General features: G+C 36.2%; 22 protein-coding genes and 3 pseudogenes. 11 read left to right on the top strand and 14 right to left on the bottom strand.

Features of this window, described 5'->3' with window-relative positions; genetic code table 11:
• Positions 1-23: 23 nt before the first annotated feature.
• The 14 genes and pseudogenes from ABWU28_RS04080 to ABWU28_RS04015 form a co-directional block, all read right to left on the bottom strand.
• Positions 24-989, bottom strand: coding sequence for a phage late control D family protein (locus tag ABWU28_RS04080; protein ID WP_353274955.1), 966 nt, complete (start codon positions 987-989; stop codon positions 24-26).
• Positions 986-1,165 (bottom strand): tail protein X, encoded by a 180-nt coding sequence (locus tag ABWU28_RS04075; RefSeq protein ID WP_353274954.1) that lies wholly within the window; start codon positions 1,163-1,165, stop codon positions 986-988. The genes ABWU28_RS04080 and ABWU28_RS04075 overlap by 4 nt, the downstream gene beginning before the upstream one ends.
• A gap of 26 nt (positions 1,166-1,191) precedes the next feature.
• Positions 1,192-1,539, bottom strand: coding sequence for a phage tail protein (locus ABWU28_RS04070; protein ID WP_262986492.1), 348 nt, complete (start codon positions 1,537-1,539; stop codon positions 1,192-1,194).
• On the bottom strand, positions 1,539-3,830 hold the full coding sequence (locus ABWU28_RS04065) for a phage tail tape measure protein (protein WP_353274951.1): 2,292 nt from the start codon (positions 3,828-3,830) through the stop codon (positions 1,539-1,541). The genes ABWU28_RS04070 and ABWU28_RS04065 overlap by 1 nt, the downstream gene beginning before the upstream one ends.
• Positions 3,831-3,939: 109 nt before the next feature.
• Positions 3,940-4,197: a phage tail assembly protein gene (locus ABWU28_RS04060; RefSeq protein WP_253303115.1), complete on the bottom strand. Its 258-nt coding sequence runs from the start codon at positions 4,195-4,197 to the stop codon at positions 3,940-3,942.
• Between the two features lie 46 nt (positions 4,198-4,243).
• Complete coding sequence (locus tag ABWU28_RS04055; protein WP_208571690.1) at positions 4,244-4,750, bottom strand: phage major tail tube protein; 507 nt, start codon at positions 4,748-4,750, stop codon at positions 4,244-4,246.
• A gap of 15 nt (positions 4,751-4,765) precedes the next feature.
• Entirely contained in the window at positions 4,766-5,938 is a 1,173-nt protein-coding gene (locus ABWU28_RS04050; protein ID WP_353274949.1) for a phage tail sheath subtilisin-like domain-containing protein, read from the bottom strand.
• A gap of 33 nt (positions 5,939-5,971) precedes the next feature.
• Positions 5,972-6,535: a hypothetical protein gene (locus tag ABWU28_RS04045; protein WP_353274947.1), complete on the bottom strand. Its 564-nt coding sequence runs from the start codon at positions 6,533-6,535 to the stop codon at positions 5,972-5,974.
• Between the two features lie 10 nt (positions 6,536-6,545).
• Complete coding sequence (locus ABWU28_RS04040) at positions 6,546-7,967, bottom strand: hypothetical protein (protein ID WP_353274945.1); 1,422 nt, start codon at positions 7,965-7,967, stop codon at positions 6,546-6,548.
• Positions 7,964-8,158 (bottom strand): hypothetical protein, encoded by a 195-nt coding sequence (locus ABWU28_RS04035; protein WP_214303255.1) that lies wholly within the window; start codon positions 8,156-8,158, stop codon positions 7,964-7,966. The genes ABWU28_RS04040 and ABWU28_RS04035 overlap by 4 nt, the downstream gene beginning before the upstream one ends.
• Positions 8,159-8,162: 4 nt before the next feature.
• Entirely contained in the window at positions 8,163-9,347 is a 1,185-nt protein-coding gene (locus ABWU28_RS04030; protein WP_353274943.1) for a hypothetical protein, read from the bottom strand.
• Between the two features lie 11 nt (positions 9,348-9,358).
• A complete protein-coding gene (locus tag ABWU28_RS04025; protein ID WP_353274941.1) occupies positions 9,359-11,293 on the bottom strand; it encodes a DUF4815 domain-containing protein in 1,935 nt (644 codons plus the stop codon).
• Between the two features lie 16 nt (positions 11,294-11,309).
• A complete protein-coding gene (locus ABWU28_RS04020) occupies positions 11,310-11,993 on the bottom strand; it encodes a hypothetical protein (protein ID WP_353274939.1) in 684 nt (227 codons plus the stop codon).
• Between the two features lie 90 nt (positions 11,994-12,083).
• Positions 12,084-13,388: pseudogene (locus ABWU28_RS04015) on the bottom strand (AAA family ATPase); the annotation flags it as partial.
• A gap of 72 nt (positions 13,389-13,460) precedes the next feature.
• Between ABWU28_RS04015 and ABWU28_RS04010 the strand changes: the two are divergent.
• From ABWU28_RS04010 to ABWU28_RS03960, 11 genes and pseudogenes are all read left to right on the top strand, one after another.
• On the top strand, positions 13,461-13,847 hold the full coding sequence (locus tag ABWU28_RS04010) for a hypothetical protein (protein WP_353274937.1): 387 nt from the start codon (positions 13,461-13,463) through the stop codon (positions 13,845-13,847).
• 26 nt (positions 13,848-13,873) lie between these two features.
• Positions 13,874-15,175 carry a group II intron reverse transcriptase/maturase gene (gene ltrA / locus ABWU28_RS04005; RefSeq protein WP_353274935.1) on the top strand — a complete coding sequence of 434 codons (1,302 nt, stop codon included), beginning with the start codon at positions 13,874-13,876 and terminating at the stop codon, positions 15,173-15,175.
• A gap of 11 nt (positions 15,176-15,186) precedes the next feature.
• Positions 15,187-15,309 carry a hypothetical protein gene (locus ABWU28_RS04000; protein WP_353274934.1) on the top strand — a complete coding sequence of 41 codons (123 nt, stop codon included), beginning with the start codon at positions 15,187-15,189 and terminating at the stop codon, positions 15,307-15,309.
• Positions 15,302-16,018 (top strand): annotated as a pseudogene (locus tag ABWU28_RS03995) (phage portal protein); the annotation flags it as partial. The gene ABWU28_RS04000 and the pseudogene ABWU28_RS03995, both read left to right, overlap by 8 nt.
• Before the next feature lie 23 nt (positions 16,019-16,041).
• Entirely contained in the window at positions 16,042-17,100 is a 1,059-nt protein-coding gene (locus ABWU28_RS03990; protein WP_353274932.1) for a S49 family peptidase, read from the top strand.
• A gap of 46 nt (positions 17,101-17,146) precedes the next feature.
• Positions 17,147-17,518, top strand: coding sequence for a head decoration protein (locus ABWU28_RS03985; RefSeq protein ID WP_353274930.1), 372 nt, complete (start codon positions 17,147-17,149; stop codon positions 17,516-17,518).
• 25 nt (positions 17,519-17,543) lie between these two features.
• Positions 17,544-18,548, top strand: a complete 1,005-nt coding sequence (locus tag ABWU28_RS03980) for a major capsid protein (RefSeq protein WP_353274928.1) — start codon at positions 17,544-17,546, stop codon at positions 18,546-18,548.
• Positions 18,549-18,631: 83 nt separating this feature from the next.
• Positions 18,632-18,937 (top strand): hypothetical protein, encoded by a 306-nt coding sequence (locus ABWU28_RS03975; RefSeq protein ID WP_264376406.1) that lies wholly within the window; start codon positions 18,632-18,634, stop codon positions 18,935-18,937.
• A gap of 1 nt (position 18,938) precedes the next feature.
• Complete coding sequence (locus ABWU28_RS03970) at positions 18,939-19,436, top strand: phage tail protein (protein ID WP_353274926.1); 498 nt, start codon at positions 18,939-18,941, stop codon at positions 19,434-19,436.
• Positions 19,437-19,713: 277 nt separating this feature from the next.
• Positions 19,714-20,580 (top strand): annotated as a pseudogene (locus ABWU28_RS03965) (IS110 family transposase); the annotation flags it as partial.
• A gap of 211 nt (positions 20,581-20,791) precedes the next feature.
• The gene (locus ABWU28_RS03960) at positions 20,792-21,736 is read left to right on the top strand and encodes an IS110 family transposase (RefSeq protein ID WP_353274924.1); all 945 of its coding nucleotides are present in this window, start codon (positions 20,792-20,794) and stop codon (positions 21,734-21,736) included.
• Positions 21,737-21,902 lie beyond the last annotated feature (166 nt).

Raw genomic sequence — 21,902 nt, 5'->3', positions numbered from 1 at the left:
ATAATCATTTGCTTAAGTTTCACTTAAACAGCTTTGCTCACTGTTGCCTCTACTATAGTTTGATATCCTCTATTATTCAGAATATGTTCTGCCTTGCTAATTATCCATTCACCTTCAATTTCCTGACAAAATCCTGAAAGGCTGATCTTAGCTTCTGCAAATAATTCTGGATTACCAGGAACAGTTACATTTAAATTTGATGTACTACGTTTTAGTTGTTTTAACTTAGCTGCTGCTGCACTAATTGCTGATTCTGCGGTAGAGTAAAGCGTTTGCAGGGTATAACTTGGACCCTCATTTCCCACTTTCTCTTCTATAGTTTCTCCCTTTTCATAACTGTGCCATTTTGCAATAACAGATCCATATTTGTTACGCACATTAAAATTTACCTCCCAATTTATAATATCTTTAGGTGTTAATACTGTTGTACCTAACATCTTTCCAGTCGCTGATCTTGCTTCTCCCTTCGGAATAAAAATTATATATCCTCCTGCTGGTTTTACTAGTGCATCATATTTTTTGCCTAATCCTTCCAAAAAACTCATGTCGCTTTCTTCTGCTTGGATGATATGTGGTACAAATATATTTTCAAATCTTTCAGCGACTTTACCTTCATACCCATGTTCTTGTGCTATTTCTTTAATCAAATCTCCCAAGGTAATGTCTTTCCATTCCTTTGATTTTCTTTCCTTTAATGATCCTCTTAAACTTGCAGCGTCACATTTTATTCTTAAAGTTTGTGGTGGACTTTGTATTGTAATTTGATTTGCCTTATATACCCCCATAGGTAATAAACCTGTTTCTTTATATCCTAGAAAAACCTGTAAATTACCCTTAAGTTCTAAAGCGCTAGAACTATAATTAATACATATCTCAGCTTCGTCACTTGTAGTACCTGATCCATCAGTGACACGTAGTAATATTAAACTCTTTTTTAAAAGCTCTGTTACTGGGTTATTTTTTGCTACTATATCAAAATCTGGTGTCATTCATTTAAAATGTTTATAACAGATTCTTTCGGTATTTTTTGAATTTTAGGAAGCTTAATTCTTAATCCAGCGGGCAAAAAGCTTCCGTATTCTGCAAGGCCTGGATTTTCAAGCAATACTTCCTCCACTGCTCCACTACTGTATCCATAATGTTTCCAGCAAATGTAATCCAACATTTCGTTTTCTTTCGTGTAATAATAAATCACTTACTGTAACTTTTTAACTTCAAAATAAACTCAACTTTTCTCGGTTTTCCATCAGGAAAAAATAATATCTGCTTTTCTTCTACATTAGTAATGACAAAATTTCCAAATACACTTCCTGAATTATCAACTAGAACGTGTGGTTCTTGAGTGTTACGTATATTTTTTAGCTGTTCTAAGCCATTACTCTGATAACGTGAATAAATCACTCCTGTTAAATCAATACATTCAATTCCTGAACCAATGTTTTGTAGCGACGTTTTTTCAATACATTCAATTGTATACCACCTTTTTTCTTTACTGTATCTTAGGCTTATTGGTTCAAGCTTACATTTTCCAAGCAACATCAATGTAACTCTTCAACTATATCAAAAAGTGCCCCACGTGCTTGTTCTCTAAATCGTTCTATTACTGCATCAGCAACGCTGCGGACATCTTCAGACTTAATGTTGATATTAAACGTTTGATAGAATGCTTGGTTATATACTTTAGATTCCCTATTTTCATATCTACTTTTCTTGAATGCTTTCTCAATTTCTTCTTGTTCTATAGCTCTTTTTTCTTCTATAACACCTTTAACTTTAAAACTCTCAAAATTGCCTTTACTATTTTCTGAAAATTGTTTAATAGCACTATTACTTGTCAATGGGTTTCCGTTACTGAAAATGCTATTTTTAGAAAGCTCATTAACAACATTTCCATTATTTTCAAATTTTCTAATCGGACTATTCTCAGCAAATATACTACTTACTGTATTTCCCATCCATGAAAAAGCTTCTCCTATAGGTTTAATGAGTGATTTCCAAAAGCTAGAGAAAAAGTCTTTCACTTTTTGCCAGTTAGTGATAACAAGAGCTGCACCAGTGACAAGACTTGCTACTAAAAGTCCAATCGGGTTACTCATTACAGCAAACGTTATTGCTCTTAGTCCTGTTATTACTGCAGGAAAAACTGTAGCTGATAAAAATGAAAATACTCCAAGTAGGTTTGCTTTCAGACCAAAAATCGTACTTCCTAGCAATGTAAATCCGTATCCTAGTCCTACTGCTGCAATTTTTAAACTTATCAAAGCTGCTAAAGTACTCATGATTGCCGTAGTTAAAGTTGGATGTTTTTCTGCAAAAGAAGCTATACGCTCTGTTATTGCTTTCAAACTTCCAGCTACATAATTTAAAGTAGGCAACATCACTGACCCTAGATTCATGCCAGCTTCAAATACTGCATTTTTAAGTAATTGTAATTTATTAGCTGTAGTGTTTGCCCGATTGTTAAATTCGTCCTGCATTGAAGCGTTATATTTTTCTTTATCAGCTAAATGTTCAATAGCTTTCTTGTAAATGTCTAAGCTTCCTACTAAAAGAGCAATGTCATCTTGAAACCCAGCACCAAATAGATTCATAAGAATACCGGCACGCTCTTGATCATCTATTTCTTTTAAAGTTTCAAGAAATTGCAATATTGCCTCTTGAGGATTTTTTTTAATGGTTTGTTCAAGCTCTTCTATACTTGTTCCCATCTCATCTAATGCATCATGAAATTCAGGACTTTGCTCTCTTGCAGTCTGTAGTTTACTAAGAAAGTTATTTATAGCAGTTGCTGCTTTTTCAGGTTGTTTACCTAAGCTTATGAACGCACTTGCTAAGCTACTTGCTTGATCAATTTCTAAACCAAACTGTTTAGCATTACCACCAATTCTATTCAGTGTAAGAACCATTTCCTTAGCTTTGGCAGCAGTATTATCTGAAAGATGGTTTATTATGTTACCTACATTTTCCATACCATCAACTTTAATTCCATAGACATTGGATATTTTCGCAATAGCATTACCAGCTTCTTCTGAAGACATGTCAAACGCTGTGGTCATTTTAGCAACTACTGTTGTAAACTTCATAAAATCATCTTTGTCAATACCAAGTTGACCACCACTTGCAGCTATTTGTGCTAATTCTGCAGCTGACAAGGGTATTTCACGAGATAATTTCTTTAATTCTTTAGCAAACTTTGATGCTTCATCTTTAGTATCATTTTGCACAAATTTTACTACTTTTTTTACATCAGCCATAGCACTTTCAAAATCAATCGCAACCTTGATCGGAGCTGCAAGCGAAAGACCTAGTCCAATAGTCTCTATAATTTGTGACTTAAAATGTGCTTTGCTTGCTAAAAAACTTTGGTGATTACGTATTGCAGACCCAAGCTTACCATACTTACCTTTTAGCGCTTCAACAGATGAGCCAAGTTTATATTGATTACTTACTAATGACTTAATATTTCTTCCACTTTTTCTTACTTCTTCATTAAATGAATGCAAAGCATCTCTCTTTTTCAAATATGCTTCTTTTGCTTTTATTGCGGAGGTTTTGGCCTTGTCAAATTCTGCTTTTAAAGTTTTGCTCGGTTTCTCTATTGCCTTCATTTGTTTAGCTAAAGATTTTACTTGATCTTCAAAGCCTTTCCATGACCTCTTGCTAGTCAAAACATCATGACCTAACTGCTTAAACTTTGATACTGATTTTAAAGATGAGTCAAGCTTTCTTATATTCTCACCAAGATGAGTAAGTTGACTGCTACTTCCTTTTATTACAGTACTGAAACTGCCATCTAGGACTGCTCCAATTTTTATAGATAACGTTGACATTGTACCTTCCTCGCTGCTTCATGCCATAGAATAAATTCATTAATTTCCATATCAAGCAAAGGCTCAATTCCACTACCAATAATAGAACTGAGCTCGATTACTTCTGACCTCAAGTTTTTTGGATAATCGGTGAAAAAAAATCCTTTAATACCTCTTGTACTTTTACATAATCAGCAATATCTAACTCTTCAATTGCTTCTTTTGCAACTGATGTCAAATTGGCAGTCAAAGTTACTTCCTTACTTAGATCACTACCATTAAGTCTCTCAATAGCTATATAATCTCTAACTTTTGGACGTCTAATGGTAAGCTCTGAGATAGAAATACCATCAACTGTTATTGGATTATCAAGTTTTACTGTTGTCATACTTTCTCCTAAAAAATAAAATTCTAAAATCTTTTTAAAACTAAACCTAAATACCTAAAACCGTTTGCAGCAAGGCCATTTGATCCACACCATTTATCTTTCTAATCATATTTTCAGCGTCGATCTCTATCAGTTCATTACCACCTATCGTAAGTTTATAGTAATGGGCAGCTACAGTGCATTTTAGAGTGGCTTTTTCAGCAGGTTTCCAGCTACCAAAATCAAATTCTTTGAATATGCCTCTGAGGTTGATAATTACTCCTTCAATATCATTGCTACCACTTCCTTGCATTCCTCCACGGAGCGTTAAAGATACTGAATTTCCATCTATCAAGCCAAAAAGTCTAAATAGTTCTGAATCATACTCAGCGAAAGTAAAGTCTGCTTCAAGCTTTTCCATGCCCATGTCAATATTTATTGGGATATCCATACCACCAGCACGATATTCTTCGGTTTTTATGGTGAGCTTTGGTAACGTTATCTCATCAATTTTTCCTGCATAACCCCGACCATCTACGAATACATTAAAATTCTTTAAAATCTTCGGTAACATCTCTTTCTCCCATTTTTATAATATTGTACCACTCACAAGATGTGACCTGAAAGTAATCTGTTCTGCTGGATATGGTGGTGTAAATTCGAAATCAAAATATACTTTCCCGCTTGCAATATTTGCCGGTGTATTGAGTTCAGGTGTTGCATAACATTTTCCGCTAATAATAGCTCCTTGTGCTTTTAAATTGGCCAAATAAGAATTCACCCCCTCAATTACATCATCTATATAAGTTTTGGTAATATTTCGATCAACTGCCCAGAGATGAGCTCGAAGTAAACTATCATTGATTAAATCTGCAGTCCTTCTCACTGATAAAAAAGCCCATTTTGAGTCATTTGAACATGTTCTATTGCCCCAAAGTTTGTAGCCGTTTTGATGAATTATCGTTGTTACTTCATTTTCATTCAAGTGGTTTGCTCTACAACTTGTATCACCGAGCGTAAAATCAATAGGCCTGCTTGTTCCAACAATACCATTTATCTCTTTGTTTGAAGGTGAATGCCAAAATCCTTGCTCACTATCTACTTTCGCTATTAAACCAGCTACAAATGGGCTTGCTGGCAAAATTTCTTCTTTTCCTTCAATAAATACCTTAACCCAAGGATCAACTACGTAAACTCTTGAGCTGCCTACACTTTTTCTCCATTTTATTACTTCTTCATCATTGGTATTTGGACCATCTGCTACTATTATGCTTCTCAGCTTTTCTGCTATAGGAATTAATGCTGCAACCACTGCATCTTCTGGTAGTTGATGAGTAAACTGAGGTGCAATTAATATTCTTGGAGCAACATGAATTATACTTTCACTGCTGAGGAATGCCTCTATCCCTTGATACTCTCCAGTTTCTTTATCAACACCGCCAATTATATTCTTCAGCGTCTCTTCTTCTTTTAATTTTGGATCGCTGTTTTCACTTTCCTCAACTCGAATAACTACTACTGTTGCACCAATTTGGGAAAATACTCCATTTACTGCAGAAGGTAAACTTCCTCTTTTTCCAAGTCTTGCTGCTTCCCTTAAGCTTCCTGCAATTAACACTGGCTTATTCAGTGGAAATTTTTGCCCATCTGCTTCAGGAGCAGTACCAATTACACCTATCACTGATGATTTAGCTGTACGTACTGTCTTTGCTCCTGAGGTTACCTCAATAACATTTACTCCGTGTAAAAATTCTTCTGTCATTTTTTTCCTTGCACGCTGATTTTTGAAAAGAATTTAAGTTTCTAGGTTTTGCATTTTTTGTTTACAATCATCTAGCAAAGTTTGCAGTTCTTCTTCACTTTTAGCTTCTTCAATTTTCCTCTTCGCCATGTCTTCCAACTCCTCGCATTTCACTATCGCTTTTACTGCTTTTTTCACTTTTTCCTCGATTATCCTTGCCATTTCAGTAACTGTAATACCACGTACTTTTGCTAATGGCTCTATAATTTCTGCATCTTTTTCGTCTATAGATTCTGGTGCTGCTAGAATGTTTTCTGCGGCTTTTGCTTGTATTTCGTACGACTTAAGCTTCTGATGAGAATATCCTGCGTATTGGTGAGTATAGTTATTATAATAAGTACGGAGACTAGAAAGTGCAGAAAGTTTTGCATTTTCCAATAATTCCAGCTCAATATCTTCCTTATTCCTTTCAACAATTTTCTCCCCTTCTGTTAGACAATAGCTTTTTTGCCAATCAAAATCTTCTGGTGCTTCATACCAATCATTTCCAGTTGGCTTGTTTTCAAGTGTTGTTGTTTCAATCTGCTTGTGGTTTTCAAAACGTATATAAATAGTCATAAATTCCTCCTCATTGCCATATTTGATTAGTTCGTTCTAATCCTGGACATTGCCAAGCTTTTAGCGTTCTCTCCACATCTACTTCAAGTCCTGTAGTTAGAACATTGCTACGTATGTTATAAATCCCCCACTGAATAAATTGACCATAGTTATGTACATAATTTGATGCAAGCATACCTTGACTAACTTGTGTCCTGGAATACAGGTAAGATGATGTGTAAAGTAATATTGCAACTGTTTTTCCTGCTGGAATCTCCACATTACCAGATCCAGCTAACTTGCTATCAGAACTCGTGTATTGGTAAACATTTTTCCATATTATTCTTGAAATACTTGATTTATTAGAATTGGTATTATCTGGTGTTCCCACAAATAATCCTGCTCCCCCATACTCCGTACTCGAATACGATGATCCAACAAATTCTATTGTCTTATTTATGTTCACATTGGTTGTATTTTTTACAAATACTACTCCAAGTGCAGCATACGGATAATAGTATATCTCATCATAACTACCAGAAAAACTTTTTGTGCATAACTCTCCGTAAATAAATGTTCCTTTACTTCCCTCTATAAAACTGAGTTGTCTTGGCCGATAAAAACTAACGTAATCTGTATTGTACGTATGGCTACCTGCTAGTAGTTGTAACATATAGTCAGTTTTTGTTATATCACTACTCCACTTTCCAAGCTCTGTCGTAAAAGTTCCGTGGCCAAAGTAATTATTTTTTCTGCCAAGTACACCAAATAAGAAAGGTAATGACCCTGATTCAACCATATTGCGCTTTCTTATTTCATTTATAAGAGACGCTTTTAACTGTTCATCCCGAGTTTTTACCTCATTAGAGATGTTTTTAATTCGAGTTTCTATTTCTCCTATAATTGATGAGCCAGGTGGTACATTATTAACAGCACGAAAATCTTCTACTAAACCTTTAAGACCATCTTTATGACTATTACTAATGCTATTTATTGCTGCAATATTGGCATTCTTTCTCGTATCAAGTAGCGATAAATTTGTTGTTCCTTTTTCATCAATTCTCTTTAATAACTGCTTCTCTGATTCAGAGATCACTGCTAAAGAACTAGCTTTTTTATTATCCAGATCAGTTAAGTGTTTTTTTGCACTATCAAGAAGTTCTTTTAGCTTACCATCAGTCATCTGTACAATTTCAGAAACTGAACTTTTGCCGATTATTGATTCCAGTGCTTTAGCAAGATATGCTAATTGATCTGGTGTACTATTTGCCGCTAAATCCTTAAGTCTTTTTTGTAGTGCATCAATTATCTCTTTTACCTCAGTCATCTGCACAATGTCAGCAATAGCTTTTTTATCTGCTATCAATTCCAGCGATTTTGCAAGATATGCCAATTGATCAGGTGTGCTACTTGCTGCTAAATCCTTTATCCTTTGGTATATTGCTTCTTTCATTTCCAAAAATTTAAAAAAGTCTCAAAATTAAACCGCTCAAAATTACTCTTAAGTTGATTATGCTCATCTTCTCTTTCGGTAATATCTTCATCTATTTTCTCAATTGTGGTACGGATACGAACAACATCCTGCACAGCAATATTTTCTGGATGAGGCAAAGAATATCCTCTACTTGTTTTATCATCTGACATTCTGCTAAGTGATAATGATTCGTAGATTTTTGACTTTAGGGCGATAAACAACTGTTCCACTTAAAACCAATTTTATCCTTGTATCATTACCATTAAAATTTGATAGCACATGAGTTCTCTCTACCAAATTTTCTCCAATTGGTTTTCCTGATGTTAAATTTACTAATTGCCAATCCACGTTTTTTTGTACATATGCTTTAACATCTGCAGTGCCAGGTATTAGCGCATCATATGTTATGGTAATCTTAGTGTTAGCTCCTGCTGTAATACTTCTTGTAACATAATCTCCAGACTCTAAAAGATTACCTAGAACTAGCTGTAACCCTGGATATAGCACTGGACTTTTCTCTCGCCCTCCTTTTAGGCTTGCTTTTACCGTTAATTCCCCATTTATTCTTTCACGCAGTGCAAGCGGCAAATTATCAGACAAAAAGTTTTCTCTTCCCTCTTCATCTGTTAAGATAAATTCTACATTGGTATCAAATGCTACTTTTTCGACGTTCGTCAAAACAATTAAATCTGATACGTTATTTGCAGTAACTTTACCAAGATCAATAACGTGAGAATTTTCAGTGAACTTCGTTGCTAAAAGCCTAAAAGTTAGATCTAAATTTTGATGTGGTGTCCAAGTACTTGCGTTGCTAGATGAAAGTAATACTCCTACTTGATATGGCTGACTTGTTACCCAGCGGCTATTTACTGCATCATATTTGCCAAGTTCTGCTATTTTGACTGCAGTACCAGAATCATCAGTAAGTAGCACTATTGCATACTCCTCTCCTGCATGGCAAAACACTGGCGACCATTCTATACGTGTTGCTGTGCCATCTATCTTTATATCTTTTGGCTCAATATAGCTTTCAGCAATGACAGTTTGTGAGGGCATTCCCACTGCTGTTTCTCTAATCTGCACAACAACACGTTTTTTGCCGCTATTTGTGAACCATAAGTTTAGGCCTCCTATGTGTCTGCTCTCATTTAAAGTAAATGTTTGGGCTAAAGGGTCAATTCTTCTTGCTGCGATAACTCTTCTTCTTTCTTCTATGGTAATTGTTTTTTTACCAGTATAAGTTGCTTCTCCATAACTGCCTTTATCACCGTAAAACTGTACTAATTTAGTACCTGCTGGAATGTTTGCTGGCACTTTCACCTTTCCCTTTAATTTTCCCTGGTTGTTAGCTGTGAGCATATTTTTACCTCTTACGCAGTAGGCTGAATGAAGATACCATCGAACTTCACCTCCTTGAGCTTTTCATTTGGCTCAAAACCTTCAATTTCAAAATTCTGTACTGCTTCTCGCATAAATTCAGTTTCATAAGAATTACTTGACAATAGCTCTGTGGTTTCCGTAATATTAAAACCTCTTGTCACTGGACTTTTCCAATTTGTGGTAGCCTCGGTCCAGTGATCAATGTTTTTATTTAGAGTAACTTTTGCGGTTACTTTATCAAAAGCTTGATATGGATTAATTTTGTCACTTTTAGTCTGTAAAAGCTGTTCCAATACCGGCTCAAGTTCATACGGTAAAAGATAAGGTTTTGTGCTCTTTTCAACATCAATAATTTCTACGTCTATCGGTAAAATTAGTTCCTTATTTACTATTGCTGCAGATTGCAAAATTCCTTGATCACGCATATCATCATCAAAAAACGAATCAACAAATACTCCTTTTTTGGTGGTAGGTTCTCTTGAATTTGCATCACTGCGTAAACGCTCCTGTGCAACAAGAGCATAAAGATCATTTATTCCCTTCTTCATTGCTTCAAGTTCATTCATTGGCACAGCATGAATAGCATTATTCACTATTTTCACCCCTTCTTTTTCTCCGTTTTTCCACGTCTGATGAATGTAGCAGAGCAAAAGTTGTCCAGAGGGCGCTTTAGGCATTGATGGTCGCCAAGGGTGAGCTATACCTTTTATTCTCCTTACTACTCCTTTGCTATCGATAGTAATTAAATCATAGCGGGGCATTTTCCAGGTGTAATCAACCAGAACCAAGCTGTTATCAACGGCACCTCTTACTTTACATCCCTCTTCACTTATATCTTCAGGGCTTACATGAGTACGACAGCGGTAAGTTATTTGATAACTACTTCCAGGAGCTGGCTCTTTACCAGGTAATGACCAATCAACGTTTCCTGCGTTTAATTTGTAATCTATACTATTTTCATAAATAACATTGCCTTGTTTAATTTGAATAATTTCAAGTACTGCAGAGTCAGGTATCGGATCAATGGCTCCTGAATATGAACCGTGAGTAATGGTAATAGTTTTTTGAACAGTTATATCTACTTTTTTGATTTCACTTATTGGAAAATCATTAACCTTCAGTTCCATTACTCTTTGGCTATTTGGCTGAAAAGTATGTGGCTCTGATTCAACTGATTTTATATCCGGATCTTCATCAAAGGAAACACGAATACTGTGAGGTAACTCAATTTCATAGCCATCAACATGAGCTTTGCCCTCATTAATTACAAAAACTTGTTTTCCTCCTTCTCCCTCTTCCTTTTGCAGGAACATTACTTCAAGACCATTTACGACGTAGGAACCATTTGCCTCTTTGTCATAACGAGCAAGCGCAGTAGTTACTATGTTTGCTTGTGGAGGTGGTGAATGTTCTATTAATACTCCATTTTCAATGTTATAGATTAGATAAAACTCTCCTTCAGAAAAACGTGGAGAAAGACCTTCTGCTTGATAACCCCAAATGGTGGAAACTTTAAGTCTTGCAGCTCCTACTTCCTGATAGTTTCTTGTACCAACAGCAGGATCACGAAGGTTTTCATCCTCAAGTTCTGTAATCGTAGATTCTAGATAATAAACACCTATGCGAACTATAGTACTCAGTGGAATAACAAACTCTTCTTTTTCGACTTTTCTAACCGCTCCACGAAGATAGATTTTTCCTGATTCAAGCGTAACTTTACCAGTTTCTCTATCTATAATACAATTGCTTCCTGTTATAACATCACCATCACGAAATATTGCATCACCTATGCCTTTAAGCTTAGAAAGAGCATACTCCTGAGTCTCATTTAATTCTGCAGACTGTAGACCTCTTCCTGCCAGGAACAAACTTTTTTCGTATTCTTTGTCAGGATTAAAGCGGTTGTAATAGGCGTTTAAAGTCATTTAATGCTAGAAAAATTCAAAAAGTTACAACAAATGAAAAAGTTTCCCTGGTTGCTGCAGTTCTGATAAGTGGTACGGTGTATTCTAAAACTAACAAAATTCCAGGATTTTCCACGTCTTTTGGCTCGAAATATCTCTGTCCTTCAGGTAATCCTTCTTTTATTTTAGTACCAACCATAACCCCTAGTTCCCTTATCACTTGATTTGCTGCATCCGTGAAATCGAAAGTAAATTTAAGGTACAAATTATTGGTTGGTACATTTGAGGACCTAAACCTCCCTGTTGGAGTCAAAAGCTCTCCATTCTCATCACCTGTGCAAAAGAGAACCTCATCTGCAGTACGTCTGCCAAGTTCATTCAAGAGCTTTATAGAATTTATAGGTTCAGGTGGTGTGCTTTCAGTATACTGTACAGTAACTTTATCACTTACTGGAATAGAGCTATTTTCCGTAAGTTTTATTACACCAGTACTGCCATTAACTGTATAGTCAATACTTGGCTGATAAGTTGTTTGCCCTGTAAAAAGCTTCACATCTTTAATAGGTTGATGATCAAATTTTATTTCACCCTTAACGAAAGTTTTTTCTACTTTGTGGCTACTTTCCCAACTTGAATCACCTGTTCCCCAAGCAAGATGGATAGATTGCTCTTTTATGCTGGCTGCTATTGCTGCTCTTCCTGACTGTGTGAGTATTGACATTTTTAATTAAGCCCCCTATATTATATATGTACGGTGAGTTCAAAATTCGTCCGCAAAAATCAAAATATTTTTTTATATCAGGAAAATTTTTTAGGAGAATAGCTCAGCTCCACAGCTAAACTTTCCAACACCGCGAGCAAATGGTCCGCTAGGAATGTCAAGCCATTTATCTTCTTTTGAGTGTGTAGCCATTCCTTTAACCAACTTCCGTGCTTGTAACAGCTCTTGAACTATACGCTCCATTCTATCTCTTCCTATACTGTGAAACTCCTCAGGTAGTCTATGCCGCTGTTTATACACTCCTGTACTTCCTGTATGGGTAAATGGATGTCCAGAAATTGCTGCTCGTGTAATTGCAGTTATAAGATGCTGCTTTGAATCTTTTTCGTTCATATTTTTTATTCTTAATCTTTCAGTTATGTCCTCTAACAATCCTGTTTCTTCATTTCTTAAATAAGTGCGTAAAGTGCGATCAGCCAAACCGTTTGCTTTAACAATTGCTCCATAAAATAATGCGTTCTGTCTTACAGATTCTCCTATTGATTTAAAAATTGTCAGTTTAGCTGTATCTTCCACAGACCAAAAAGCGTATGAACACCTAACACCATTAACAAGAGCAGATGTACCTCTAATGGCATCACGTGCTTGCTCAACAGTCGATATAGGTTTTTCACTTTTTGGCTTTCTCATATGATGGGCAGTAATTATTGATGCTCCAGTGCTACCTGCTAAATCAGATAATAAAGACATCAAATAATCGCCTACGGCTGGGTCAGTATTTAAATCAGCATGCACGAATGATGCAAGTGGATCAAATACGATTAATTTTAAGTCTTTTATTTTATTAAGTTGTTTTGTTATCGATTCAAATTCAGGAGAAGTCTCTATAACTTTACCTGAAACACTCTTTATGATTGTAAGTGATCCACTAACATTTGGTAATGGTACAATAAAGAGCCTATCTTTATATTTTAATCTTTCGCATTGCGAATCAAGACGCTCTAAACGACGATGTATTTCACTCATATCATCTTCTGCTGAGAAAATTACCACAGATCCATGTTCAGTAACTAAAGGACCAAAACCACATGGCTGATCTTTTCTACTCGCAACTTTCAGTGCTAAATCAAGCAGAAGCATACCTTTGCCAGTATCTCCCATTGCAGCTAGAATAGATGTCACTCCTAAAGGAAATAACCCTTCAACAAGAAACTTTTGCTCCGGTACTGGACCTATAAAACGTTCTACGCTCCATTCTTGAATATTAAGCAATTGCTTAACGATGATTTTTTTCGAGTTATTTTCAATGAATTCAGGAATATTCATCTTTTCTTCTATACCATCAGCTGAATCCCATCCTTTTGGTTTATTGTCAGGTATTTCAAGGTGCGCCAAGAAGTGCTTGGAGAACAGTTGGTGAAAATCCAACACAAACAAAGTCTAGCCAACAGTTTGGAACAGACCACTATGTTGCATGAGGTAACGAGTGTAATAGAGCTAGTGGGATGGACAATGCAGGGTACAACGAAAGTGAAGGGATTGAGTTCCGAAATACCTGAAGACATAGAGGTCGACATTTTCATGGCCATGGAAGACAGCATGAAGGATAGCGTAAAGGCAAGTTATCACTCACTCTATCGGGATCTGAGACCGTGCCATGTATTGAAATGGACTTCAAGTGAACTTGGGAGATCCTATGCATTCCTACAAAGGTACGCTGGAACAAGTCAACAAAGGCAAGAACTAGCGGAAGATGCAGGGGAAGTCGGACTGATTGATAGTACTCAGAATGTGGGAAAGCCACGTACAAGGGGAAGCGATCAGCAATATAGTAACTGGAATAGGGATTGCTAGGCCAATACAACGGAGGTTGGAATAACATGCAAAATAAACTAAACCAGATAGCAGTAAGAGCAAAGCAAGATAAGCGACTAAAATTCACATCGTTAGTCCATCTGATAAATACAGAGAATCTTGCGAGATGTTATAAAGAACTGAAGCGTAACAAGGCTTGTGGAGTAGACCAGATAACAGTGGAATCATACGGAGAAAATCTGAATGAGAAACTCGAAGTGCTAGTAGAAAGTATGAAGAGGAAGCAATATCAACCACAACCAGTAAAGAGGGTATATATACCGAAAGCTGGAAGTAAAGAGAAACGCGGACTCGGAATACCATCGACCGAGGATAAATTAGTACAGATTATGCTGAAGAAGATACTAGAAAATATTTACGAGGCAAACTTTCTGGACAGCTCATATGGATTTCGACCTGGAAGAAACTGTCATCAAGCGGTAAATGCACTAGATAAAGCAGTTATGTACAAGCCAATAAACTACATTGTAGAAGTGGATATCAAGAAGTTCTACGATAATATACAGCATAAATGGCTAATGAGATGTCTAAGGGAACGAATAACTGACCCAAATTTGCGGTGGTTAGTAAAGCGGTTTCTCAAGGCAGGGATAGTCGAAGCTGGAAATTATGAAGCAACAAAACAAGGTACACCCCAAGGTGGTATAGTAAGTCCTGTATTAGCAAATATATACTTACATTATGTGTTGGATTTATGGATAGAAAAGAAATTTAAACCAAGATCCAGAGGATATATACAACTAATAAGGTTTTGCGACGATTTTGTGGTTTGTTGCGAAAGTAAGGTAGACGCGGAAGAATTTCTGGAATTACTGAAACAAAGGCTAAATAAATTTGGGTTGGAAGTATCTGAAAACAAGACCAGAGTAGTAAAGTTTGGCAAGAGGGAGTGGCAACAAGCGATAAGAGAGAAACGAAGGACGGAAAGTTTCAATTTTCTGGGGTTTACGCACTATGGTGCAAAAAGTCGTCGTGGTAGATTAATAATGGGACATAAAACCTCAAAGTTAAATCTAGCCAGAAAACTAAAAGAAATCAAGGAGTGGTTGAAAATAGTCCGCGGAAGTATTCGACTTAAAGCTTGGTGGCAAGTACTGAAGGCTAAATTAACAGGACACTATAACTACTTTGGTATTAGCGGAAATTATTGGTGTTTGAAACAATTTTACACATCAGTAAGAAAGCTAGCATTTAAATGGATAAATCGGCGTAGTCAGAAAAAGAGTATGACCTGGGAACAGTTTGTACACTACGTAGAAGTAAATCCATTACCAAAGCCAAAAATACATTTTTCTTTATATGCATAAGAGGGACGACTGTGAAAACTAATATTGATGAGCCGTGTGCGGGAAATCTGCAAGCACGGTTCTTTAGGGGGAGTTGTAGTAATAAAACTCAAACGAGAGGAGTAAAGCTACAGCTTCTACCGAACGCTTTCTAATATACTGCTAAAGCTTTATGAACTTGATCAATACGATGATGCAGAATTAGTAAGAAAAAAGACAGCAGCGATGTTTGCAGGGTTTATTACGAGACTTGATCCTGAGGCAAATATTTTAGGTGAGGCGCAAGCAAATGAGCAAGGAGTAGCATTATCAGGTTTAGAGCCAGGAACAATGCAGCTTTTAGACCCAGGAGAGGACATAAAATTTTCAGAGCCATCAGATGTTGGAGGAAGTTATGAAGCATTCATGAGACAGCAGCTAAGGGCAATAGCAATAGGTACAGGGATAACATACGAGCAACTAACAGGAGATTTAACAGGCGTTAATTATTCATCAATCAGAGCTGGATTAATAGAGTTTCGTCGTCGATGCGCTATGCTGCAACACAACATTATGGTATTCCAGTTTTGCAGACCAGTATGGAATAGATGGCTAGAACTTGCCACTTTATCTGGAGAGCTTCCTACAACAGATAATCAAATATTTAAAGATGTAAAATGGATACCGCAGGGATTTGATTGGGTGGATCCGCTAAAAGATCAGCAAGCACAGCAAATGGCAGTAAGAAATGGATTTAAGAGTCGATCGGAAGTAGTATCAGAAATGGGTTATGATGTAGAAGAAATTGACCAAGAAATAGCAGAAGATCAAAAGCGTGCTAATTCTTTTGGACTTTGTTTCGATTGTGACGTTAATGTGCCATAAAATACAATAAGGGGAAGAAGGTGATGTGGATAAATAAACCAATAATGGTAGAGAGAAGAAGCTTTGAACTACTATCATTATATAACAGCAAACAACCTATCTTTAAGAATTTAAAGCATTTTCATATAAACCCAAAAGGAATAGCAATAATACGTATTTATGGAGTGTTGACAAAAAAAACAGAAGCTTTTGATCATATTTTAGACATGACTTCGTATGAAAATATTCATGAAGAGATAGAGAGTGCTTTAGAAGATAAAAGCATAGAGACGATTCTACTTGACATAGACAGTCCCGGAGGGGAAGTAAACGGTGTCTTTGACCTAGCTGATTTTATTTATGAATCAAGAGCAAAAAAGAGAATTATTGCAATAGCAAATGATGATGCATATTCTGCTGCATATGCTATAGCTTCTAGCGCTGAAAAGATTTTTCTCACCCGCACTTCAGGAGTTGGGAGTATAGGAGTAATAGCAAGTCATATAGATCAAAGTAGATTTGATGAAAAGCAAGGTATTAAGTACACCACAATCTTTGCTGGTAGTCGAAAGAATGATTTAAACCCACATGAGCCAATGACGTCTGAAAGTCTGGAAAGTTTACAAAAAGAAGTAGACCGACTATATGAAATGTTTGTGCAGCTAATAGCACGAAATCGAAACCTTTCTATAGAAGCAATCAAATCAACGGAAGCAGGGCTATATTTTGGGGAGAAAGCAGTAGAAATAGGTCTTGCAGATGGAATGACAATTCTTTCATCTATTAATAAAAACAGGAGTATTACTATGAATGAACAAACTACAACTGACCTAGAAACTGATAATTTAACTAATAAAATCAAAAATGACAGTTATCATGCTGAAGTTCTTGAATTAATACGTTTATGCAACTTATCACGAATGCCAGAGAAAATAGGAGAATTTATAGAGCAGAATGTTAGCAGCAAACAAGCACAAGAAATATTAATGTCGATACTTGCAGAACGAACAATGAAGACTGAAATTTTAAGCACATTACCACAGAATTCGTCAGAAGATTTAATGATGCAGGTAGCAAGAAGTCGTGCACAATCTGGCATTTAGAATATTCGTAGTATAACAAAAGTAAAAAATAAAGGGGAAAAGCAAAATGAGTACTATAACAGAACAAAATAACCTTGGGGATCTTCTGAAATACGAAGTTTCAAATCTATATTCAAGAGACCAAATAACAGTAGCTAAAGGTCAAAATCTTAAGCTTGGTGCAGTAGTTGCCAAAAAGACGGAAGATGGTTTTATTAGAGTACTTAATCCCACTGGAACAGACGGCACACAAACAGCAATAGGTGCAATAGTAAGTGATGTAAATGCGACAGAAAATTCCAAAGCAGTAATTATTACTCGTGGTGCAATACTAGCAGATCATGCAGTTGTGTGGCCAGCAAATATCACTGAAGAACAGAAAGCTGAAGCAATAAAGCAACTTGAAGCACGAGGGATCATTGTCCGCAAGGGAGTGTAACTTAAATTAATAAGGGGGAAAAAGAATGCAAAATCCATTTACAAATACAGCATTTAGCATGACGGCGCTAACAAATGCGATAAATATATTGCCGATAAATTATGGACGAATTGAAAATTTAAATTTGTTTCCAAGTAGGTCAGTAAGATTTAGACATATTACCATAGAAGAACACAACGGAGTTTTAAGCCTATTGCCAACGCAAATTCCAGGAGCACCAGCAACAGTAGGAAAAAGAGGAAAAAGAAAGGTAAGAACGTTTACGATTCCGCATATTCCACATGATGATGTAGTGTTACCAGAGGAAGTACAGGGAATAAGGGCATTTGGATCAGAAAGTGAACTGAAAGCGCTGGCAGACGTAATAACTGACCATTTACAGCTAATGAGAAACAAACACGCAATAACATTAGAGCATTTGCGAATGGGAGCGCTAAAAGGAATAATTTTAGATGCTGATGGGTCAGAATTATTAAATCTGTACAACGAATTTGAAATCACACCAAAAGTAGTAAATTTTGCACTAGGAACTGCAACAACTGATGTAAAGCGTAAGTGTATGGAAGTACTCCGGCATATAGAAGATAATCTAAGTGGTGAATATATGACGGGAATTCATGCCTTGGTAAGCCCTGAGTTTTTTGATGCACTAACTTCGCATAGTAAAGTGAAAGAAGCATACGAGAGATGGCAAGAAGGAGCAGCGCTAAGGAATGATATGAGATCAGGATTTACGTTTTGTGGAATCACGTTTGAGGAATATAGAGGGCAAGCAACTGATCCTGAAGGAACCGTAAGAAGGTTTATAGAAAGAGATACAGGACACTGTTTTCCAGTAGGAACAGCGAGCACATTTACAACATATTTTGCACCAGCAGATTTTAATGAAACAGTAAATACACTAGGACAGCCACTATATGCAAAACAAGAGCCAAGAAGATTTGATAGAGGGACTGATTTGCATACGCAGTCAAACCCTCTGCCAATGTGTCACAGACCTGGGGTATTAGTCAGGGTTGTTGCAACATAGGTAGAGCAATTATAAAGCAGTGTGAGGCAGAAGAATGCTTTACCTCTTCTTAGCATGTAAATGTTAGTATATAACGGAGAAATGTGCAAGAAAATATTAAGCGATTATTTAAAGATTGTTTTGCCCATTTAGGAGAAGTGGCTTTATATAAATCAAAGGATAAGTCATATATTGTACAGGTATTAAAGCAACAGCCAGATAAATTATACGAGATTGGTGAAGGACAATTTGTGGGAGAGATGCTTTTTCTTGAGGTAAGCATTTTTGATATACTGAGGCCAATTGTAGGAGATATTTTTGTTATAGGTGATTGCAAATACAAAATACACACACCACCACTTAGAGATAAATCTGGAATGGTCTGGCGAATCGAAGCGTATGGGGTGTAAAATGTCTGTGCATATAGAAGTTGAGGTAATAGAAAGTGTAAATGCTAAAAGAAAAAAAATAGAATTAGCAATAGTGAGAGCGTTAAACAGAACAGCACTATGGCTAAAATTGAAGACAGCAAAAGAAATTAGTGAGGAAAAGAAAAGTTTGATAAGAAAGAGATTAAGAATTTTTAAGGCTAAGACAAGTAGGTTAGACGTGTTAATTAGAGCAAATCTCTATGACATTAGAGCATGGACAATTGGTAAAATACAAAAAACAAGAAGAGGATCGAAAGTAGGAAAGCATGAGTTTATAGGAGGATTTGCAGCAGTTATGCCAAAAGGAAATAGCGGTATGTTTAAACGTGAAGGAAGAGCAGCATTGCCAATAAAGGAAGTAAAACTACCGCTGGAACCAGAAGGCTCAAGAATAATAAAAGACCTTGTTAATTATGAGAGTGAGAGAGAGTTTGAGAAATACTTTAAGCATGAGCTAAACTATATTTTAAAGATATGACAAAGTTCTGGACAGATTTACATCAAACAATTTGCAGCACACTGAAGGAAGAAATTGTAAGTTAAAAACGTGATATAAAAGAGATAAGAGAGAAAGATAACCCTGCTCACTAGGAATAGGGCTATCACGGGCATGTGCAACCGAGAAGAAATTGGTATTACAACCGTCGGTATCAAGGTACACTAGCCCTATCTCTCGATACGTTTGAATAGTTGTTTGGGACATATATATGCACCCGCTTACAATCTTAAATTCACTAAAACTATCGAGGTTTATTATGGTTACATCTTATCAAAATTTTATTGGCATTGATATCGGAAAATTTAAAAATGTCGTTGCAATTCACAAACAGAAGAATGCTGTCGAATTTGATAATAATGCTTCTGGTTGGCAACAATTGTTTCAAGAGTTTTCAGATATTCTACCTAATTCTTTAGTGACTTTAGAAAATACAGGGAAATATGAACTTGGCTTATCACATTTTCTTACCGACAAAAATATTGCTGTGCATCGAGCTAATACTCGTAAAGTAAAAAGCTTTATTTTATCTCACGGAACTTTAGCAAAGTCTGATAGATCAGATGCAAGAGCTCTTGCTCAATATGGATTTGAACGCCATAGAACTCTCTCTTTATTTGTACCTACCTCTACAGAACAATCAACCTTGACTGCACTTTGTCAACGTCGTGATGACATTACGCAAATGAGAGCTCAAGAAAAATGCAGACTAGAGGCACCGGAAAATGATCATATAAAAGAAAGCTGTCAAAAGACCATTGAGTTTTTCAATAGTCAAATAAACGAACTCAATAATACCATACAAAAGATTATTGATGAAAGCTGCGAATTACAACAACGCCAAAAAATCCTTAAAACAGTTCCTGGAATAGGTAAAAAGTTATCACAAGATTTTTTGTGTTTAATGCCAGAGCTTGGTTACTTAAACAGAAAAGAAGTAGCAAGTCTTGCCGGAGTTGCACCGCATCCAAAAGAAAGTGGTAAAGCTGTTGGTTACCGAAGGATTACAGGTGGTAGAAGTAACGTTCGTTCAAAGCTCTTTACAGCTGCTATGGCTGCCGCAAAGTCCAAATCTGTACTTGGTGCATTTTATTCTAAGCTTGTTGAAAGTTGTAAGTTAAAAATGTGATATAAAAGAGATAAGAGGGAAAGATAACCCTACTCACTATAGGAATAGGGCTATCACGGGCGTGTGCGACCGAATGAAAGTTGGTATTACAACCGTAGCCATCAAGGTAAACTAGCCCCATCTCTCGATACGTTTGAATAGTTGCATGGGACATATGTATGCACCCGTTTACAATCTTAAATTAATTAAACTATCGAGGTTATTTATTATGATTACATCTTATCAAAATTTCATTGGCATTGATATCGGAAAATTTAAAAATGTTGCTGCAGCTTATAACCAAAGGAGCGCTATCAAGTTTGACAATGATGCTACTGGTTGGCAACAGTTGTTTCAAAAATTTTCAGATATCCTACCTAATTCTCTAGTAACTTTAGAAAACACTGGAAAATATGAGCTTGGCTTAGCACATTTTCTTGTTGATAAGAATGTTGCTGTACATCGAGCTAATACTCGTAAAGTAAAAAGTTTTATCATATCACATGGAACTTTAGCAAAGACAGATCAATCAGATGCAAGAGCCCTTGCTCAATATGGTTTTGAACGCTATAGTGCTCTATCTCTATTTGTGCGTATGTCAAAAGAACAAACCGCCTTAGTTGCACTCTGTCAACGTCGTGATGACATTACGCAAATGAGAACTCAAGAGAAATGTAGGCTTGCAGCACCTGAAAACGACTATATAAAGGAAAGTTGCCAAAAAACAATAGACTTTTTTACCAGTCAGATAAATGAGTTCAACGATGCCATACAAAGAATTATTGATAAAAATCCAGAGTTACAAAAGCGTCAAAAAATCTTGAGAACAGTGCCAGGAATAGGTCTCAAGTTATCACAAGTTTTTGTGTGTCTAATGCCAGAACTTGGCCACCTAAACAAAAAAGAAGTTGCAAGTCTTGCTGGAGTTGCTCCACATCCAAAAGAAAGCGGTAAAACTATTGGTTATCGAAGGATAACAGGTGGTAGAAGCAATGTTCGTGCAAAGCTTTTCACAGCTGCTATGGCTGCTGCAAGATCTAAATCTGCACTTGGTGCTTTTTATTCTGATCTTATTGGTAGAGGTAAAAAGAAGATGGTAGCTATAACAGCTCTAATGCGAAAAATCATAGTAATTGCCAATGCAAGACTTAAAGAAGCAATTAATATGAAATAAAAAAAATCTGTATAGAAAATAGGTTAACGAATATGTGCGTCTACACACATTTAAAGCACATATTCGTTAACCATAAAATCTAAGCAGTGCTTGCTGTTTGATATAAATTTCTTTCTGTATAAACTAGGGTTTTTGTTGCCAAAATACATTTTTCAATTGAATAAAA

Origin of the sequence: Wolbachia endosymbiont (group B) of Pilophorus perplexus (genome assembly GCF_964028155.1) — a bacterium.
Lineage (GTDB): Bacteria > Pseudomonadota > Alphaproteobacteria > Rickettsiales > Anaplasmataceae > Wolbachia.
The sequence above is the reverse complement of the archived record's forward strand: the minus strand, read 5'-3'. Positions and strand labels throughout refer to the sequence as shown.

Bases quoted from the DNA above. Each gene is read 5' to 3' on its own strand.
- ABWU28_RS03980 (WP_353274928.1), top strand. From the start codon at position 17,544: ATGCAAAATCCATTTACAAATACAGCATTTAGCATGACGGCGCTAACA.
- ABWU28_RS04010 (WP_353274937.1), top strand. From the start codon at position 13,461: ATGTTGCATGAGGTAACGAGTGTAATAGAGCTAGTGGGATGGACAATG.
- ABWU28_RS04070 (WP_262986492.1), bottom strand. From the start codon at position 1,539: ATGTTGCTTGGAAAATGTAAGCTTGAACCAATAAGCCTAAGATACAGT.
- ABWU28_RS03960 (WP_353274924.1), top strand. From the start codon at position 20,792: ATGATTACATCTTATCAAAATTTCATTGGCATTGATATCGGAAAATTT.
- ABWU28_RS03970 (WP_353274926.1), top strand. From the start codon at position 18,939: ATGTCTGTGCATATAGAAGTTGAGGTAATAGAAAGTGTAAATGCTAAA.
- ABWU28_RS03985 (WP_353274930.1), top strand. From the start codon at position 17,147: ATGAGTACTATAACAGAACAAAATAACCTTGGGGATCTTCTGAAATAC.
- ltrA (WP_353274935.1), top strand. From the start codon at position 13,874: ATGCAAAATAAACTAAACCAGATAGCAGTAAGAGCAAAGCAAGATAAG.
- ABWU28_RS04055 (WP_208571690.1), bottom strand. From the start codon at position 4,750: ATGTTACCGAAGATTTTAAAGAATTTTAATGTATTCGTAGATGGTCGG.
- ABWU28_RS04080 (WP_353274955.1), bottom strand. From the start codon at position 989: ATGACACCAGATTTTGATATAGTAGCAAAAAATAACCCAGTAACAGAG.
- ABWU28_RS04075 (WP_353274954.1), bottom strand. From the start codon at position 1,165: ATGTTGGATTACATTTGCTGGAAACATTATGGATACAGTAGTGGAGCA.
- ABWU28_RS04050 (WP_353274949.1), bottom strand. From the start codon at position 5,938: ATGACAGAAGAATTTTTACACGGAGTAAATGTTATTGAGGTAACCTCA.
- ABWU28_RS04035 (WP_214303255.1), bottom strand. From the start codon at position 8,158: ATGTCAGATGATAAAACAAGTAGAGGATATTCTTTGCCTCATCCAGAA.
- ABWU28_RS04025 (WP_353274941.1), bottom strand. From the start codon at position 11,293: ATGACTTTAAACGCCTATTACAACCGCTTTAATCCTGACAAAGAATAC.
- ABWU28_RS04020 (WP_353274939.1), bottom strand. From the start codon at position 11,993: ATGTCAATACTCACACAGTCAGGAAGAGCAGCAATAGCAGCCAGCATA.
- ABWU28_RS03990 (WP_353274932.1), top strand. From the start codon at position 16,042: ATGTGGATAAATAAACCAATAATGGTAGAGAGAAGAAGCTTTGAACTA.
- ABWU28_RS04045 (WP_353274947.1), bottom strand. From the start codon at position 6,535: ATGACTATTTATATACGTTTTGAAAACCACAAGCAGATTGAAACAACA.
- ABWU28_RS04040 (WP_353274945.1), bottom strand. From the start codon at position 7,967: ATGAAAGAAGCAATATACCAAAGGATAAAGGATTTAGCAGCAAGTAGC.
- ABWU28_RS04060 (WP_253303115.1), bottom strand. From the start codon at position 4,197: ATGACAACAGTAAAACTTGATAATCCAATAACAGTTGATGGTATTTCT.
- ABWU28_RS04030 (WP_353274943.1), bottom strand. From the start codon at position 9,347: ATGCTCACAGCTAACAACCAGGGAAAATTAAAGGGAAAGGTGAAAGTG.
- ABWU28_RS04065 (WP_353274951.1), bottom strand. From the start codon at position 3,830: ATGTCAACGTTATCTATAAAAATTGGAGCAGTCCTAGATGGCAGTTTC.